Below are 17632 nucleotides of genomic sequence, written 5' to 3'. Positions count from 1 at the left end.
AGGTCCGCATGCACTGGGTCGAACTCGCCCTGATTTTCCTGGCCACCGTCGCGGCGATGGAACTGTTCGCCTATGTCATGCACCGCTGGGTGATGCACGGACCGGGCTGGTTCCTGCATGAAAGTCACCACCGGGTTCGTCATGGCCTGTTCGAACTGAACGACCTCTATGGCGTGATTTTCGCCCTGCCCTCGATCGCTTTGTTATGGCTGGGCATCCGCGGCGGCTGGGGCGATGCGACGGCCGCCGTTGGCGCGGGCATTGCCGGTTACGGTGCGATCTACTTCGGCTTCCACGACTGGATCGTCCATCGCCGCCTGCCCCACCGGATCGTTCCGAAAAGCGCTTACTTCAAGCGTATTGTCCAGGCGCACCGGCTGCACCACGTGGTTGAAAGCAAGCATGGCACGGTCAGTTTCGGCTTCCTTTGGGCGCCGCCAATCGACGTCCTCAATGCGCAGCTGCGCGAATCGAAGGATGCGGTTCTGCGCGCGCCCTCGGTTCAGGATTGACCCGGCCGGGTCCAGAGCCCGGCGCGTGACACGTCTGCCGGCCGGCGCAAGCCGCGGATAACGGCAAGGCAGACATGTCCAAGCTTGCCTGCGCCGCTCACCCGAACACGCTGATCCCAGGCCTGGCCACCCAGTTCGGCGACCTGTTTGCCAATCGCCCCATAGATTCCGTCGGCCGAAAGCACTGCCAGGCGCGCGCGGAACGGCAGTCGCGCCGCGCCGACCCGTGCCGATCGCCGGTAAGGCCGGGCCAGACTGACCAGACGACCTGCCATTGCCGCGACCGCCAGACGGTTGGCGGGATCGGCCAGGGCATCCTCGCGCAGGCCGTGCAAGGCCAGCCAGTGCGAAGGCAAGTAGCACCGTCCGACCAGGGCATCGGGCACGATATCCCGCGCGATATTGGCAAGCTGGAATGCCAGGCCAAGATCGCAGGCGCGGTCCAGCGTCTCTTCGTCGTTGGGCGACACGCCCATGACCACCGCCATCATGCAGCCAACGCTGCCGGCTACATGGTAGCAATAGCGCAGCAAATCGTCCTGGTCGCGCGGCCGCCAATCCGCCGCATCCAGGGCAAATCCGGCCAGATGATCGGCAATGAAGCCGCGCGGCATCGCGGTTTCGCGGACAACCTGACGCAGCGCGGCAAATGGCAACGGCACCGCCTCATCGCCGTCAAAGGCGGCCCAGGTCAAAGCCTCAAGCCGGCCTTGCACAGCCGTTGAGGAAGAATCGATCGTGGCGCCATGACCCAGTTCCTGCCCGTCGGTCATGTCATCGGCGGCGCGGCACCAGCTGTACAGCAACCAGGCCCGTTCGCGCATTGCGGGCGCGAACAGCCGGCTGGCCGCGGCGAAACTTTGCGAGCCTTTGGCGATCGTGTCGCGCGCCGCCGCAACCAGAGCAGTCCGGTCGGTCATCCGCGCAGCAGGCTGGCCACGGCTGCCCCGATCGGCACTGGCGGCCGCCCCGAAAGGATCCGCATCCGATCGCTCAGCGTCGGCGTACCGGCATAGAATCGCAGAACCAGATCGATCGGCAGCCGGTAGAAATGCTCGAACACCTTGTACCGCTCGTCGGGCGCTGCGGCGTGGAACAGCATGCGGTTGAGCACGCGGAAAAAGCGCATCTGCCGCCAGTGCTGCGTGAAACGGTCGCGCGTCCAGCTGGCCAGGCTGGCGCTGTCGAAGGCGCCGTTGCGCTCAGCCAGAGCGGCGGCGGTCTGCAGGGCCAGGCCGAAGGAATAGCCGGTCGTGGCATGAAACACTCCGGCACGCAGGCCAAGCCGAGGGATCGGGTCCGACTCGGGCCAGAACCTGTCCGGATCGCCGCCGATAAGAATCGGCAGTACGCCGCTTTCCTGGCGCATTTCGGGCCCGCTCAGACCACGCTCCGCACCGAGCACACGCACCCGGTTCGATATCGCATCGACATCCAGCGTCGCACTGCTGCTGTAATAGGTGTCTTCCACCAGCACACGGTCGGCCGCCATGGGCAGCACATAGACGAAGCGATAGCCGTCGCATTGCGGAATGGTCGCGTCCATCACCGTGGCACAGTCTGGCTCAGGCGCTTGTGCTGCAAATTCGATCCCGACGAACTTCTGCCAGCCCAGCTCAAGCCCCGGCATGGGACCGTCCGGTCCGCGCGCATCGATCACGCCGCGTGCCGCGATCCGCTCGCCAGAGCGCAGCACGACATGATCCGGCGCGATGGTCGCGACAGCAGTATCGAGCCGCCAGGAGCCTGCGGGGAGGCGCGTCCGTACCAGGCGATCCAGCGCGGGCGCGCCGATTGCGTTGTAGGCACTTTCGAACATGCGTTCGCGCAGCGGAAACCGCACCCGGTGCCGGGCCCAGCGGACCGGTTCGAGCGACTCCACAATATCCCGCGTTGCCGACGGAACGTCGCTGTCGAAAAACGACCAGGTGTGATTGCCGCCAAAGGTCTCGCCCGCTTCGAGAAGCAGCAAGGGCATGTCGGGCTGCCGCTGCGCCAGGCACAGCGCGGCGAGCGAGCCGGCAAGTCCCCCACCAATGATCACCAGGGGCTTGTCGTCTGCCATCGTCTTGCGCATAGCCCAGCCCGGCGCGCCGTTACAGTCTCATTAAGGATATTTCGGCAAGAGGGATCGGCCTTGGATACGAAAAGGCGCGGCGCTCATGATGTTTTTGAAAGCGGGGGTTTAGTGCGTTTCAAACTGATAACGGCTGCTGTTGTGGCCATCGGCGCCGCATCGGGATCGAGCATGGCAACGCCGCTGGGCAGCAACGCGCTGCAGATTACGGTCAGCGGGATCAAATCGGACAAGGGCGTTATCCGCATCGCAGTGTGTCCGCCCCAGGCGGGCTTTCCCGAGTGCAAGGCTTCAGTAGCCCGGACCGCCTCACTCAAGATTGTCAACGGCACTGCGCATGCCGTGCTGGATGGCCTGCCCGCCGGGACCTATGCGGTAAGCGCATTCCATGACGCCAACGACAACGGCAAGCTCGATACCTTCGTCGGCATCCCCAAGGAAGGCTATGGCTTTTCGCGGAACCCCGCGTTCAAGCCGCGCGCGCCCAGGTTCGACGAGACCGAAATCACCATTACCAGCAATTCGGCCACGGCGATCAAACTGCGCTATCTCCTCTAAAGCTCTAGCGGACCGTGCTCGATGTGCGGCAGGACATAGCGGGCGAACATGTCGGCTTCCTGCATGTGCGGATAGCCTGACAGGATGAAGCCCTCGATCCCTTCGGCCTGATAGGCGCGCAGCTTGGCCAGGACCTGATCAGGTGTGCCGACGATCGCCGCGCCGCAACCGGAACGTGCCCGCCCGATACCGGTCCACAGATTTTCTTCGACAAAGCCATCGCCATCCGCCGCGCCGCGCAGTTCCTGCTGACGCTGCACGCCGTAATTCTTGGCGTCGAGCGACTTTTCGCGGATCGCCTTGCCCGCGTCCTCGTCCAGTTTCGAGAGCAGCCGGTCGGCATAGAGCCGCGCCTCGTCCTCGGTCTCGCGCACGATCACGTGGACGCGGTAGCCGAACTTCAGGCTGCGGCCCTTGGCAGCGGCGCGGGCCTTCATGTCGCCGATCGTCTCGCGCACCTTGTCCATCGTGTCGGGCCACATCAGGTAGACGTCGCAGGCCTCGGCCGCGCATTCGCGCGCGTCGTGGCTCAGCCCGCCGAAATAGAAAGCCGGGCACTTGCCCGACAGCGTCGCGATCCGCGGCGGATCGAGCTTGAGGTTGTAGAACTCGCCTTGGAAATCGAGCGACTGCCCATCGAGCAGCGTACGCACGATCTTCATGATCTCGGTCGCGCGGGCATAGCGCGGGGCGCTCTCGATCTTCTCGCCCGGCATGTCGGACGAAATGATATTGACGTTCAGCCGCCCGCCGGTCCCCGCCGCGTTGGGGCCAAGGATGCGGTCGAGCGTGGCGATCCGCCGCGCCAGCTGCGGCGGCCAGTCCTCGCCCATGCGGGTCGCCCACAGCAGCTTGATCCGCCGCACCTGGGTCGCCACCGCCGCGGCAAAGGCGGTGGTATCGAGGCCCAGACTGTAGCCCGAGGGCAGCAGGATGTTGTCGAACCCGCCCTCTTCGGCGCGCATCACCAGGCTGCGGCAATGCTCCCAGCTCGACTGGAGATAGGGGTCGGGAACCCCAAGAAACTCGTAGTCATCGTCGCACAGGGCTGAAAACCAGGCCACTTCGCATTGCTGGGTCATGATCAGGGCAACCTTTCACCACGCGCGGCGACCAGCACCGCATACCAATCCGTGCGGGTCCAGCGGACCTTGAGCGCGGCCGCACCTTCGGCGATCCGGATGGCCTGCTGCGAACCGATGATCGGCACGATTCCGGCCGGATGGGCCATCAGCCAGGCATAGGCCGCCACCGTGCGCGACACGCCGTGCGCGGCCGCCACCACATCGAGCGCTGCAGCGACGGCCAGATCGCGAGCGCTTTTGGGATCGGCCAGCCGGCCCCCGCCCAGCGGCGACCAGGCCAGCGGGGTCAGCCCCAGCATCATCGCCTGATCGAGCTCGCCGTTTTCAAAGCAGTCGATCCGCAGCGGGCTGATTTCCGGCTGGGTGCTGACCAGCTTGTGCCCGAGGAACCGGTCGAGCGCGGCGATCTGCGCCATGGTGAAGTTCGACACGCCCAGCGCGCGGACCTTGCCCGCTGCAACGGCATCGTCGAGCACGCGGGCCGTCTCTTGCGGGTGCGCCAGAATGTCCGGGCGGTGGATCTGCCACAGATCGATCTGCTCGACCTGCAGGCGGCGCAGCGAAGCCTCGATCGCCGCGCGCAAATAGTCGGCGCTTTGATCATAGGGCAGCGGCGGGAGGATCCCGCCCTTGGTCGCCAGAACAATGCGGCTGCGCAAGGCAGGCTCGGCCGCCAGAACCTGACCCAGTAGCGCCTCGGCTTCGCCGAACCCGCTCTTCCCATCGAAGCCATAGATGTCGGCGGTGTCGAGCAGGGTGATCCCGGCGTCGAGTGCAGCATGGACCAGATTGGCGGCCTCAGCGGCGGTGCGGCCGTCCTCGGCCAGTCGCCACATGCCCCAAGCAATCGGGCTTATATTTATGTCGCTGGCACCAAGGGTGCGGGTCGCGGGCGGAAGAGGCAGTTCGCTCATGGGTTTTTCCTGGCTGGTGGCGCGACGGAAGCACGCTCGACGAAGGTATGGGGCAATCGGCAGTGGGTGATGTCGCCCCCTGCGGTAAGAATTTCGGTCGCTGTCCGGGCCAGTTCGACCATCGGCTGGTGGATCGTGGTCAGCGGCGGCCAAACGGTGCGCGCCAGCGTGGTATCGTCGAAGCCGACCACCGAGATCTGGTCCGGCACGTGGACCCCGCGGTCATGGGCCAGGGCGAGCACGCCGGCGGCCATGTCATCATTGGAGGCGAAGATCGCGGTCGGCGGGGCATCGCTGTCGAGCAGGAAGGCGCCTGCCCTGACCCCCGAATCGAAATCGAATTCGCCGTCGCAGACCAGGCTCGGCTCGAACGAAATCCCCGCCCGGTCGAGCGCGCGGCGATAGCCGAACAGCCGTTCGTCTGACGCCATGTGGTTGGGATGGCCCTTGATGAAACCGATCCGGCGGTGGCCGCGGTTGATCAGGTAGGTGGTCATGTCGTCCGCCGCCTGAGCATCGTCCATGAAAACCGAACTGGTCAGCGCATGATTGGTCCCCGGCGAAATGCGAACGAAGGGGATGTCCATCGCTTCCAGCGCGCGCAGCACCGGATCGCAATCGGTGACCGGCGATGACAGGATGATTCCATCGACATGGGTTTCCGTGACCAGGCCGCGGACCTGTTCGCCGACTTGCGGATCGGCGACGTCGACCGGCTGGGCAAGCAGGCGGATGCCCTTTTCCTTGCAGGCCTCCCAGCAGCCCTTCTGGATTTGCGACATGTAATAGGGGCTGTGGTTGTCATAGATCAGCGCGACCTGGTTGCTCTTCGCCCCCGACAGGATCCGCGCCGCAACGCTCGGGCGGAAATCGAGCGTGCGCATCGCTTCCTCGACCCGCGCCTTGGTATCGGCGCTGACATAGGGGTGGCCGTTGAGAACGCGGCTGACGGTTTTGACCGCAACCCCGGCGTGGGCCGCGACATCGCGGATATTGGCGCGTTCGTTCATGCCTTTGCCACCTCTGCCAGACCGGCAAACAGCGCAGCAAAGCCACTGTCCGGGCGATAGTATACCGGCGGCCTGCCGATCGGCGCGGCCACCGTGTGCACGCCGGGTGGCACAAGTTCGCCGGTCCAGCAATCCTGCCACGGCGCGATGCCCGGCAGCACGACGTTGCGCGACACTGCACCGGCCGCGATCACCGGCGCAACCAGCAGATCGGCGCCGTAAAGGAACTGGTCTTGCACTGCGAACAGCGCCGGTTCGTCGGGATAGTGCAGGAACAGCGGTCGCTGCGCCGGCAACCCGCTGGCCTGCGCCTCGTCGCACAGGTGCCGCACATAGGGCGCAAGGTGCGCATGGACCCGGCTCCACCGGGCGAAGCAGTTCAGCAGCTCCGGCGTGCTGTCGTATTGTAGGTTTTCGTCGGGACGATTGCCTTCGTGGCTGCGCATGACCGGGGCGAAGGCGGCCAGCTCGCACCAGCGTATCATCAGCTCTTCGGTCCGCACATTGCCAAGCATCGAAGTGTAGCCGCCGCAGTCCGAATGGCTATAGGCGTTGCCGACAAGACCCGCCGAAAGTGCCGCGGTGATCACTGTGCCGATCCCGTCGTGGCGGGTGAAATCGACCGACTGGTCCCCCGCCCACAGCAGCGGGCAATGTGCCTGAACCCCGGAAAATCCCGCGCGCATGAAGAACACCGCATCGCCGGTGCGCCCGCGCGATTCGACGGCCTGCGCGTTGACTTCACCCCACAGCACTGGCCAGCGGTTGTGCGCTTCCATCGGATTGGAGCCGTCGGCCAGGCGGACGTCGGTCGGGAGATACTCGCCGAAGTCGGCCATCCAGCCGCTCATGCCGATGTCGAGCATTTCGCGGCCCAGCACCTTTTCGGCAAACCAGTCCCGCGTCTCCACGCGGGTCAGATCGATCACGCCGCAGTCGAACTCGCCGAAGTCGACGAGGTAAGGCTCGTCGCTGTCTTGGCGCAGACAGAAGTGGCCCTCTGCCCTCGCTTCTTCAAACAGGATGCCATCGACCGCAAGATAGGGATTGGCGTAACCCAGGAAGCGGATCCCGCGGGCCTGCAGCGCGGCAATCCGCTCGGGCAAATCAGGATAGCGTTGCCGGTCACGACGCCAGTCCCAGAACAGGCGGCGGCCAAAGCTGGTTTCGCGGATTCCGGCCCAGTCCTCGCACCACAGCCCGGCAACCGCGGTGCCGGCCTTGAGGAACGCGTCGAGTCGCTCGAAACTGCGCGCGCCGTCTTTCAGGCCCAGGATCGCCCCGCCGATCGCCCAGTCGGGCAGCGGCGGCTGGCGGCCGAAGCGGGCCGACAGATCGCCGACCAGCGCCGCCGGACTGTCCGCGGCGAAGATCTCGAACTGGGCTTGCGCCGCCCAGACTTCGACCCGGTGGCGCGCCGGATCGGTGAAATCGAGCACGCTGTAGGCAGTGCTGCCGCAATGAACCGCCAGCCAGCGCGAGGTCAGGAAAGTCGGCTGGGGGTAGTTGGTGTTCCAGTAATCGCCCCCGGCCATCCCCGATTCGTCCATCGCCCGGGTCAGTTCGGTCGACTTGTCGCGGCCTACCCCCGGTTCGCTGGTCCACATCGGGAAACTGCGGTCATTGAGCGCCAGATAGCTCATCTGTTCGCCCCCGCCCCAGACCGTTTCGCCCGGCTCGGCATGGAAGAACAGGTGCAAGCGATCGTAGCCGGGGCGGAGCAATTCGACCGTGATCGCGGCATCCGCCAAGGTCAGCCGCGCGGCAAGCCCGGCAGCGTCGCTCAAGGTAACCGAATCGCCTTCGATCACGAAATCCGGCGGCGTCACCAGGTCGGCAGGATTGTCTTCGATGCGAAAGTTGCCGCGGTACATTTCGACAGCAGCATTGCCGAGGGCCATGGCCAGGGCGGGCCGATCGGCGCGGTGCGACAGGATCGTCCGGCCCGCCATCAGCAGGTCGAATCCATCCCGACGTTCGGCCACTCGGATTTCCACCCTGCACCTCTCCATATCACCCGACCGCGGCACGCGTTTGCCGCGCCTTGCCGCATATGACACCGCTTGACATATCGAGCGCGCAGCAGCATTGCAAGCAGCACAGACAGGGAAGATCCGTGGGCGCATTGCCGCGCTCTCTGTCGCAAAAATGATCGGACAGGGTTCGCCTGGGTCCGGCTTGAATTGGGAGGAATGCCATGAAATCGGTGCTTTACGTATCCGTCGCCGCGCTTGCTCTGGTGAGCAGTGCCACCGCTGCCCTAGCGCAGGACGCCGCCCCTGCCGACGCTGCCGCTGATGAGCAGGCGCCCGGCGAAATCGTGGTGACCGCGCAGAAGCGCTCGGAATCGCTGCAGAGCGTTCCGGTCGCGGTGTCGGTCGTTTCGGGCGATTCGCTCGCCGCCGCCTCGCGCCCCAGCATCGAGAGCGCGGCGCAGCTGGTGCCCTCGCTCAACTTCCTCAAGTCGGGCACCACGCTCAACCAGACGATCTTCCTGCGCGGGGTCGGCACGGCGACCTTCTCGATCGCCGGCGAACCGTCGGTTTCGACCGTGGTCGACGGCGTGGTCTATGCCCGTTCGGGCGAAGCCTTCTCCGACATGGTCGACATCAACCAGATCGAAGTGCTGCGCGGACCGCAGGGCACCCTGTTCGGCAAGAACGCCTCGGCCGGGGTGATCAACATCACCACCCAGATGCCCAGGCACGAACTGGGCGGCTCGGTCGAAGCGAGCTATTTCGACCGCAACGAATACCGCGTGAAGGGCATGGTCAATGCCCCGCTGGGCGAGAACCTGGCCGCGCGTTTCACCGGCTTCTACGGCGAGTATGACGGCAACATCCGCAACACCGCGACCAACCAGTGGGTCAACGGTTACAAGCATTGGGGTGCGCGGGCGCAGTTCCTCTATGATCCCAGCAGTGATTTCCGGCTTTACCTGACCGCCGACTATCACCGGAACGACGACGATTGCTGCGCCGACATCATCGCCACCCCGCCGATCGTCGGCGGCACCGGCCTGCCGACCACTGGGCTGAGCACGAGCGCCCTGCCCGCCCCGCTCGGTGCCAATACGCGCGCGGTCAACCAGAACCTGGTCACCGCCACCAAGGAAGAAGGCTGGGGCCTGTCCGCCCAGGCCGACATCGCGCTGGGCGAGAATACGCTGACCAGCATCACCGCCTATCGCAAGTGGGACAACACCGAAATCCGCGACGGCGACTGGCTCGACAAGGCCTATGTCGGCTACAACCAGCTGCACGACAATGGGCCGCAGACCTCGAATACCTTCACTCAGGAACTGCGCCTGACCTCGCCCGGCGGCAAGGAGCTGTCATGGGTGGTCGGCGGGTACTTCTCGCGCGCCTTCTCGGAACGGGTGTTCACGCGCAACGATGTGGTCTGCACCGCCGCGGTCGGCGCGCCGACCGGGGTGCTGATCCCTTGCGGCAGTGTCAACGCCAATGCCTCGACCCTGCCTTCGGCGACGGCCGACTTCGGATCGACCTTCAAGAACTACGCCCTGTTCGGACAGGCCACTGTCCGCGCGAGTGACGCCTTCCGGGTGATCGCCGGGATCCGCTACAGCCATGACGAGCTGAACGTGTTCCACAAGCGCGTGACCACGCTGACCGGACCGGGCATCCAGCCCAGCTTCGACCAGGGGGTTTACGACGAATACGTCCGTCTGGTGAACCTTGGCACATCGCCCACCACCGCGGCCACGAACGCCGCCGCGCTGGCCAACGGCGTGCCGTTCCGCACCGGCACCAAAAAGGACAACGTCTCGGGCAAGGTCGCGATGCAGTACGACTTCAGCCGCAATATCATGGGCTATGCCAGCTTCGCGCGCGGCTACAAGGGCCCGGCCTACAACATATTCTTCAACCTAACCGGCACCGGCACCAACGTGATCGAAGCGGAAACCTCCGATGCGTTCGAACTGGGCCTCAAGAACCGGCTGTTCGACGGCGCGATGACGCTGAACATCGCCGGGTTCTATGCCAAGTATCACAACTTCCAGGCCAACAACCCGGATCTGGTGTCGGGAGTGGTGGTGACCCGCTTCACCAATGCGGGCGAGGTTTCGACCCGCGGGGTCGAGGTCGATCTCAACTGGCGTCCGGCCAGGGACCTGTCGGTCGTCGGCGGGGTCGCCTATACCGATGCCCACGTCGATGCGTTCAAGGCCCCGGCCGGCGGCGCGGCGATCCCTGCGGGCACCCCGCTGGGCTATGCGCCGAAATGGAAGGGTTCGCTTTCGGCCGATTACCGGGTCCGCACCGGCGGCTTTGCCGACGTGTTCCTGGGCAGCCAGATGAACTTCCAGTCGAGCCAGCTGTCGCTGTTCGCGGCCAATGCGGTGCAGCGCCAGCTGGGCACCATTCCGGCCTATGCCTTGCTCAACCTGCAGGCCGGGATCGGCGATCCGGAGGACCACTGGAAGCTGATGTTCCAGGTCCGCAACGTGTTCGACAAGGCCTATCCCGCGGCGATCATCAACGGCGGCCCTGACGGTGCCTACCGCTATCAGATCCCGCGCGACGCGGACCGCTATTGGGGCGTGACCGGCAAGGTCAGCTTCTAAGACCCGAAGCGGTTCGGATCGCACCGAGCAAGGCCCTCTCGCCATCGCGGCGAGAGGGCCTTTGCTTTGGCCGGGTGCTATTCGTTCTCGGCAACGATCCGCGGCACCAGCAGATGGATCCACAGCAGGGCGAGCAGGTAAGCTCCGGCGGCCGCATAGAACAGCGGGGCATAGCCGTAACCGCCCGTCAGCAGCCGCCCGGTCGCTTCCTGGATGCCGAAACCGGCCAGATTGCCCGCAATTGCCCCGATCGACATCACCGTTGCAACACGGGCTGCCGGGATGGCATCGGCAGCAAAGCCGAAGATGTTGGTCGAAAAACCCTGATGCGCGAACAGGGCCATGCCGATGATCGCGGCGGCGGTCCACGGGCTGGCCGCGGTCAATGCCAGCGGGATCGGCAGGATCACCAATGCAAACAGCAACATCGCCGTCTTGCGGGCGCCGTTCACACTCTGGCCGCGCGCCAGAAGGCGGGGAAACAAGGCGCCCCCGCACAGCGCGCCGACGGCGGCCAGCGTGAAAGCGAGCGCGGTCGGGCCAACCAGCTGCGACTGGCTGAGCTGAAAAACCTTGTGGAACAGGTCGGGCAGCCAGAAGGTGAAGAACCACCAGAACATGTCGGTCAGCGCCTTGGCCCCGGCAATCGCCCAGGTGCGGCGGTCGCTCAACGCGTCGCCGACCGCCAGTCCCTGCCCAGTACCATGCCGCGCCACGCCGGGCAGCGGCTGCAACCTGCGCGTGCCCACGATCCACGCCGCCAGCCAGACGAAGCCAAGTGCGCCGGTCACGATGAATGCCGCCTGCCAGCCGAACACGGCAGCAAACGGGATCACTGTCAGCGGCGCGAGGATATTGCCCAGATTGGGCGCGGTGTTGACGATGCCCACGGCCATCGACCGCTGCTTGATCGGGAGGAACTGCGCCGCCGATTTGACCGCGGCAGGCGTGTTGACGGCTTCTGCTGCAACCAGAACGACCCGCGCGGCGAGGAACTGGGTGACATTGGCGGCAAAGGCATGGGCGATCCCCGCCAGGCTCCAGATCGCCACCGCCGCGCCATAGGCGACCCGGACCCCGAAGCGGTCGATCAGCCAGCCGACGCCGATCAGCGCCAGAGCAGCCGCCAGCTGCGACATCGAGGCGAAGTGGGCGAATTCGGCGTCACCCCAGCCATAAGCTGCCTCAATACTGGGCTTGAGCAGCGACAGCACTTGCCGGTCGACATAGTTGATGATCGTTCCGGCAAAGAGCAGACCGATCAGCAATCGGCGGGTCCGCACCGTTGCCGCTTCAGCCGCATTGCTTGCTTGCCCGTCCATCGCCTGCTCTCCCGCTGTCTTGTCGTTGCCGGAACCTAACGGCTTTGCCTGCGATGGAAAGCGTCTTGTGACACCGCAGGACATCGCTGCGCACGAACGAGTCTGCAACGCTGGAAAAGTTCCCGCATCAGGTTGAGACTTTGGCTGATCCGGTGCACCAATCCGGGAAGGCGCAGTCGGCCGGCCAGCGCTGCGGAGGACACCTGATGATCATCCAGCTTGCAGTCGCGCTGCTTATTACTGCGCTGATCGGCTATGCGACGTGGCGCAAGGTGAAGAGCGCCCACGCTGCCCATGACGGCAGCGGCAAGGACGTCTTCCTGGCCGGCGGCGGGCTGAGCTGGCTCTACGTCGCCGGATCGATCACCCTGACCAACCTGTCGACCGAACAACTTGTGGGCATGAACGGCAACCAGATGTTCCTGCTCGCCTGGTGGGAGCTGGCCGGGTTCGTCGGCCTGCTGATCCTGGCCGGCGTGTTCGTGCCAATCTATTACCGCAACCAGTGCACCACGGTGACCGAGCTGCTCGAGCGGCGTTACAGCGGCAGCAGCGTGCGGACCATCGTGGCCGGGATCTTCCTGGTCGGCAGTGTGCTGGTCTACATCCCGGCGGCGCTTTATTCGGGCAGCCTGTTCCTCAAGACCATGCTGGGCTTTGACGGCTCGCTGCTGGTCTTCGCCCTGCCGATGGCGGCGATCGCCGCGCTTTACACAATTCTGGGCGGGCTGCGCGCGGTGGCGGTGATGGACACCTATTCCGGCATCGGGGTGCTGGCGATCGCCTTGCTGGTAGTCGTTCTGGCGCTTAGCGCCATTGGCTGGGATTTCAGTGGAATTCCGCCCGAGCGGCTGAGTATGATCGGGGCGACGGACTCGCCGATCCCGTTCCACACACTCTTCACGGGCATGCTGTTCATCCAGATCTTCTATTGGTCGACCAACCAGAACATCACCCAGAAGGCGATGACCGCGCCCACCGTGCGCGAGGCGCAGAAGGGCGTACTGGCAGCCGCTGCGGTGCGCATCCTGATCGTGCCGCTGATCGTCGTCGTGCCGGGGGTGGTGGCCTTCAAACTGTTCGGATCGCTGGGCGATGCCAGTTATGGCCGGATCGTCGCCCATGTCCTGCCCGGCTGGCTGTCGGGTGCCTTCGCGGCAATGATGGCGGCGGCGGTGATCGCCCACACCGCGGCAATCCTGAACGGCGCAGTTGCGCTCTATTCGGTCGATTTCCACGATCGTTTCATCGCCAAGGTCAGCGATCACTGGCGCCTGGCGATGAAGGCGACGATCGTCATGGCGGCCGCCGGAGTGGTGCTGGTGCCGCTGTTCGAGAATGCCAAGAGCATCATCAACACGCTGCAGCAGCTCAACGGGCTGACCTCGATGCCGATCCTCTCGGCCTTCATCGTCGGGCTGCTGTTCAAGGGCGTGCGCGCCTCGGCCGCGTCGGCAGCAATCGTATTCGGGGTGCTGTTCTATGGCTTCCTGACGTATCAGCCGCACGCCTTCCTGCCTGGCTGGTTCCACTATATCGACGCCATGCTGGTCACGCTGGTGGCCTGCGTCGTGGTGGCGCTGGCGGTCAACAAGGCGCTTGGCGGCGAAACTGTGCGGGATAGTGCTTCGTTATGAATGAGTTGATTGCCCTTCGCGGCACGCAGACGTCACTGGTGCTTGAACGTCAGGCGCAGGGTGCGCCGCTGTGGCGCTATTGGGGGCCGCGGCTGGCGGATGACTTTGCCGCCGGCCCGGCGCTGGCCGATGAGCCGTGCTTCAAGGGCTTCCTGCTCGATCAGCCGCTGCGGCTCGACGTCTTCCCCGGCGCCGGGCTCGGCTGGTTCGGGATGAGCGCACTCGAAGCGCACCACGAGGGTCGCGACTTCGCCTTTGCCGCCACGACGACCGCGATCGAGCGGACCGAAAACGGCCTGATCATCCAGCTGAACGATGCCGTGGCGAAGATCGCCGTGGCCTTGCGGCTGAGCCTGGACCCGGTCAGCGATGTCCTGACCCAGTCGAGCGAACTGACCAATATGGGCGATACCACGCTAGACGTGCAGTGGCTGGCCAGCGGTGTGCTGCCCCTCCCCGCCAACTGTACGCAGGTGCGCCATTACGCCGGGCGTCATGCCAACGAATGGGTGCTGCAGGAAGACCCGCTTGGCCGGGCGACCTGGCTGCGCGAGAACCGGCGCGGACTGACGTCGCACGACACCTTTCCCGGTGCGGTGGTCATTGCCGATGGAACGACCGCCCATGCCGGTCCGGCCTATGCCGCGCATCTCGCCTGGTCGGGCAATCACCGCCAGGCGATCGACTGGATCGGCGATGGGCGCTGGCAATGGCAGATGGGCCTGGGACTGGCTCCTGGCGAGCTGCGACTGGCCCCCGGCGAAAGCATCACGACGCCCGACATGCTGGCGACCTGCTCAATCCAGGGCTGGCAAGGTGCGGCAAGGAACTTCCACCAGGCCATGCGCGACCGCATCGATTGGCCAGGCGGCGCGATGGAGCCGCGCTCGGTCCATCTCAACACCTGGGAAGGCTATTACTTCGACCACGATGAAGCCGCGCTGATCGCACTGGCCGATCGCGCCGCCGCGATCGGGATAGAGCGGTTCGTGCTCGATGACGGCTGGTTCCACCGCCGCAACGACGATACCGCCGCACTGGGCGACTGGTGGTGCGATGCGGACAAATATCCAAGCGGGCTGCTCCCCCTCGCCCAGCACGTGCGTGCATTAGGGATGGAGTTCGGGCTGTGGATCGAGCCGGAAATGGTCAATCCCGACAGCGACCTGTACCGCGCCCATCCCGACTGGGCCCTGCACATCGCCGGGCGAGCGATGCAGACCAGCCGCAACCAGCTGGTGCTCGACCTGACCCGGCCAGAGGTTAGTGACTACCTGTTCGATTCGATCAGCAAGGTCATCGCCGACCTGCCGCTGGCCTACCTCAAATGGGACCACAATCGCGATCTGGTCGCCGCTGCGGACAGCACCGGGCGTGCAGCCTACCGCCGCCAGACACTGGCCTATTACGATCTGCTCCGCCGCTTTCGCGCGGCTTTCCCGCAGGTCGAGATCGAGGGCTGCGCAGGCGGCGGCGGGCGGATCGATGCCGGGGTGCTGCCCCACGTCCACCGGTTCTGGACCAGCGACTGCATCGATGCCCTGTCGCGCCTCCGGATGCAGCAGGGCTTCCTGCAGTTCTTTCCGCCCGAGGTGATGGGATCGCACATCGGCACGGCCCCGGCCCACACCACCGGACGCAGCCAGGGTCAGGCGTTCCGCGCCGCCGTGGCTTGTCAGGGCCACCTAGGCGTGGAGCTCGATCTGCGTACCCTGAGCGAGAGCGATGAAGCCGATCTTGTCCGCTGGATCGCATTCTACAAGACCTGGCGCGGCCTGCTGCATCGCCAGACCTGGTCAGGATCTGCCAGCGACGGCCTTGTCTGGCACGCTGCCGGTTCACCGCAGGAATGGCTGCTGTTCGTCTATCGCACCGAACCAACCGCCCAGCACTTCGCGCCGCCCCTGCAACTGCCGTTCGTTGCATCCGACGCCCGCTTCGCCGTCCGGCGGATCGATCCGGGCCATGACGGAAAAATCGCGGCCTATGACGCAAGCTGGCTCCACCACGGCGGACTTTCAATCCCGCCCATGCTGGCAGAGCGTGCCGTGATCTTCCACGGCATCGCCGCGGACACCGGAGGCGCTGCACATGGCCAAGCTTGAAGGGATCACAGTCGTCGATCTGACCCAGTTTCTGCCGGGTCCGATGCTGAGCGTGATGATGGCCGACCACGGCGCGCGGGTGATCAAGATCGAGCCGCCCGGCGGCGAACCGGTTCGCGATCAGGGGCCATTCGAAAATGGTCATTCGGTGTGGTTCGCCAACCTCAACCGAGGCAAGGAAAGCCGCGAGATCGACCTCAAGTCGCCCGACGGCAAGGCTGCACTGCACGCGCTTATCGCCGGTGCCGATGTCTTCCTCGAAGGCTTCAGGCCGGGCGTCATGGCCCGGCTGGGCTTTTCCTACGCCGACGTGAGCGCGATCAATCCGCGCATCGTCTATTGCTCGATTTCCGCGTTCGGCCAAACCGGCGCGCTGGCCCACCACCCCGCCCATGACATGGCGGTACAGGCGCTGGCCGGGTTCCTGTCGGTCAACGATGGTCCGGACGGCACGCCGGTGGTCCCCGGCGCGGCATCAGCCGACATGGCCGCCGGGCTGACCGCGCTATCCGGGGTGCTGATGGCGCTGCTCGCGCGCGAACGGACCGGCCGCGGCGATTATCTCGACATCGCGATGTTCGACAGCTTGCTGCCGTGGTGCGCGCATACTGCCAGCGGTGCCATCGCCGGAGGACCGGCACCGCGCTCGGCGTCCCAGCGCTCGCTTGGCGGCGCGGGCTTCTATCAGGTCTACAGGACCAGCGACGGCAAGCATGTGGTCCTTGGCGGCCGCGAGCTGAAGTTCGCGCGCGCGCTGCTGACTGCGCTAGACCGGAGCGACCTGCTTCCTTTCGTGGAAGCCGAAGCCGGCGAGCAGGGTCCGCTGATCGCTTTCCTGCGCGAGACATTTGCCCAGCGCAGCCGCGAAGAATGGGTGCAGTGGATGGCCGACAAGGATGTGGCCTTCGCCCCGGTGCTGGACTTCCGCGAGGCTTTCGACCAGCCCCACATCGCCGAACGCGGACTTATCATCGAAGCCGACGGCCGCCATCACATCGCCCCGCCGATCCGCTTTGCTGGCGAAGCCCGCTGGCAACCGGGCGCGGTGCCGGAACGCAAGACGAAGCCTCGCTGAAAAACGGAGTTGCAATTGGAAGAAGTGGTAGCGGAGGAGGGACTCGAACCCCCGACACGCGGATTATGATTCCGCTGCTCTAACCAGCTGAGCTACTCCGCCATACCAAGGCGCGTCACCCGGTCGGCGGGGGACAGGCGGCGCACATAGGGTGCGGGTTTCGCGGGGTCAAGGCCTCGTTTGACCGCGGAATGGCCAAATAGCCACGCGTTCCCAATGCGGGTTGCAATAGAGGTGCAGCCCCAACCCGGTGAAGGCAAACCGGCGCAGTTCGATCTGCGGGGCCAGGTCCTGCTGCAGCGCAACTGCAGCCGCGCGCGGCACCTTGTTCTGCACCGTAATGTGCAGCTTCTTGCCGCCGCGATCCTGGGCGGTCAGCATGTCCCAGAAATTTTCGGCGATCCGGTTGCGCAGGGCGATCATGCCTTCGCTTCGCAGCGCGATGGCGGTGCCGCCGCCAAGGTCCATAAGTCCGCTTACGGCCACTTCCGGCGGCGCGAATTCTGCGGCCAGTCTAGCGAGATAGCGCGGCAGTTCCTCGCGCAGGGAGGGCGCAAAGGCGTGAAACAAGGTCACGTGCGCCGCCAGATGGTTGCGCTCGGGCGGGAAATGCGCGCGGCGCAGGCTGTCGGCCCATGACATGATATCGCCGGGCATTTCGGCCGTAACGATGAATGGTGCGGACGACGACCGGGAGGGAGGGATTGCGGCCATCGCCCGCACCTAGTGCAGTTGAACCGTGCGGGCCA

Annotated in this window: 14 protein-coding genes and 1 tRNA gene; 6 read left to right on the top strand and 9 right to left on the bottom strand. The window is 65.4% G+C overall.

Features of this window, described 5'->3' with window-relative positions:
- Window positions 1-8: 8 nt before the first annotated feature.
- Window positions 9-512, top strand: a complete 504-nt coding sequence (locus tag ACFFF7_RS06595; protein WP_379480583.1) for a sterol desaturase family protein — start codon at window positions 9-11, stop codon at window positions 510-512.
- Here ACFFF7_RS06595 and ACFFF7_RS06590 read toward each other — a convergent pair.
- The gene (locus tag ACFFF7_RS06590) at window positions 503-1432 is read right to left on the bottom strand and encodes a phytoene/squalene synthase family protein (protein WP_379480582.1); all 930 of its coding nucleotides are present in this window, start codon (window positions 1430-1432) and stop codon (window positions 503-505) included. The genes ACFFF7_RS06595 and ACFFF7_RS06590 overlap by 10 nt on opposite strands.
- Complete coding sequence (crtY, locus tag ACFFF7_RS06585; protein ID WP_379480581.1) at window positions 1429-2577, bottom strand: lycopene beta-cyclase CrtY; 1149 nt, start codon at window positions 2575-2577, stop codon at window positions 1429-1431. Before crtY ends, ACFFF7_RS06590 begins: the two co-directional genes overlap by 4 nt.
- 123 nt (window positions 2578-2700) lie before the next feature.
- Here crtY and ACFFF7_RS06580 point away from each other — a divergent pair, with 123 nt between their 5' ends.
- The gene (locus tag ACFFF7_RS06580; RefSeq protein ID WP_379480580.1) at window positions 2701-3147 is read left to right on the top strand and encodes a DUF2141 domain-containing protein; all 447 of its coding nucleotides are present in this window, start codon (window positions 2701-2703) and stop codon (window positions 3145-3147) included.
- On the opposite strand, the gene ACFFF7_RS06575 is transcribed toward ACFFF7_RS06580, so the two are convergent.
- The 4 genes from ACFFF7_RS06575 to ACFFF7_RS06560 are packed head-to-tail and all read right to left on the bottom strand — an operon-like array spanning window position 3144 to window position 8141.
- Window positions 3144-4229 carry an LLM class flavin-dependent oxidoreductase gene (locus ACFFF7_RS06575; protein WP_379480579.1) on the bottom strand — a complete coding sequence of 362 codons (1086 nt, stop codon included), beginning with the start codon at window positions 4227-4229 and terminating at the stop codon, window positions 3144-3146. The genes ACFFF7_RS06580 and ACFFF7_RS06575 overlap by 4 nt on opposite strands.
- A 2-nt stretch (window positions 4230-4231) precedes the next feature.
- Window positions 4232-5146 (bottom strand): aldo/keto reductase, encoded by a 915-nt coding sequence (locus tag ACFFF7_RS06570; RefSeq protein WP_379480578.1) that lies wholly within the window; start codon window positions 5144-5146, stop codon window positions 4232-4234.
- Window positions 5143-6156, bottom strand: coding sequence for a LacI family DNA-binding transcriptional regulator (locus ACFFF7_RS06565; protein WP_379480577.1), 1014 nt, complete (start codon window positions 6154-6156; stop codon window positions 5143-5145). Before ACFFF7_RS06565 ends, ACFFF7_RS06570 begins: the two co-directional genes overlap by 4 nt.
- Window positions 6153-8141 (bottom strand): alpha-glucosidase, encoded by a 1989-nt coding sequence (locus ACFFF7_RS06560; RefSeq protein WP_512700620.1) that lies wholly within the window; start codon window positions 8139-8141, stop codon window positions 6153-6155. The genes ACFFF7_RS06565 and ACFFF7_RS06560 overlap by 4 nt, the downstream gene beginning before the upstream one ends.
- Before the next feature lie 212 nt (window positions 8142-8353).
- On the opposite strand from ACFFF7_RS06560, the gene ACFFF7_RS06555 reads away from it, so the two are divergent.
- Window positions 8354-10744 carry a TonB-dependent receptor gene (locus tag ACFFF7_RS06555; RefSeq protein WP_379480576.1) on the top strand — a complete coding sequence of 797 codons (2391 nt, stop codon included), beginning with the start codon at window positions 8354-8356 and terminating at the stop codon, window positions 10742-10744.
- 77 nt (window positions 10745-10821) lie between these two features.
- On the opposite strand, the gene ACFFF7_RS06550 is transcribed toward ACFFF7_RS06555, so the two are convergent.
- Window positions 10822-12066, bottom strand: a complete 1245-nt coding sequence (locus tag ACFFF7_RS06550; protein WP_379480575.1) for an MFS transporter — start codon at window positions 12064-12066, stop codon at window positions 10822-10824.
- A 206-nt stretch (window positions 12067-12272) separates the two neighbouring features.
- On the opposite strand from ACFFF7_RS06550, the gene ACFFF7_RS06545 reads away from it, so the two are divergent.
- The 3 genes from ACFFF7_RS06545 to ACFFF7_RS06535 are packed head-to-tail and all read left to right on the top strand — an operon-like array spanning window position 12273 to window position 16883.
- The gene (locus tag ACFFF7_RS06545; RefSeq protein WP_379480574.1) at window positions 12273-13703 is read left to right on the top strand and encodes a sodium:solute symporter family transporter; all 1431 of its coding nucleotides are present in this window, start codon (window positions 12273-12275) and stop codon (window positions 13701-13703) included.
- Window positions 13700-15808 carry an alpha-galactosidase gene (locus tag ACFFF7_RS06540; RefSeq protein WP_379480573.1) on the top strand — a complete coding sequence of 703 codons (2109 nt, stop codon included), beginning with the start codon at window positions 13700-13702 and terminating at the stop codon, window positions 15806-15808. Before ACFFF7_RS06545 ends, ACFFF7_RS06540 begins: the two co-directional genes overlap by 4 nt.
- Entirely contained in the window at window positions 15795-16883 is a 1089-nt protein-coding gene (locus tag ACFFF7_RS06535; RefSeq protein WP_379480572.1) for a CaiB/BaiF CoA transferase family protein, read from the top strand. Before ACFFF7_RS06540 ends, ACFFF7_RS06535 begins: the two co-directional genes overlap by 14 nt.
- A gap of 25 nt (window positions 16884-16908) precedes the next feature.
- Here ACFFF7_RS06535 and ACFFF7_RS06530 read toward each other — a convergent pair.
- Window positions 16909-16985, bottom strand: a tRNA-Met gene (locus ACFFF7_RS06530).
- Window positions 16986-17051: 66 nt separating this feature from the next.
- Window positions 17052-17597: a 2'-5' RNA ligase family protein gene (locus ACFFF7_RS06525; RefSeq protein WP_379480571.1), complete on the bottom strand. Its 546-nt coding sequence runs from the start codon at window positions 17595-17597 to the stop codon at window positions 17052-17054.
- Between the last annotated feature and the right edge of the window lie 35 nt (window positions 17598-17632).

This window comes from Novosphingobium aquiterrae, assembly GCF_042434435.1.
Lineage (GTDB): Bacteria > Pseudomonadota > Alphaproteobacteria > Sphingomonadales > Sphingomonadaceae > Novosphingobium > Novosphingobium aquiterrae.
The sequence above is the reverse complement of the archived record's forward strand: the minus strand, read 5'-3'. Positions and strand labels throughout refer to the sequence as shown.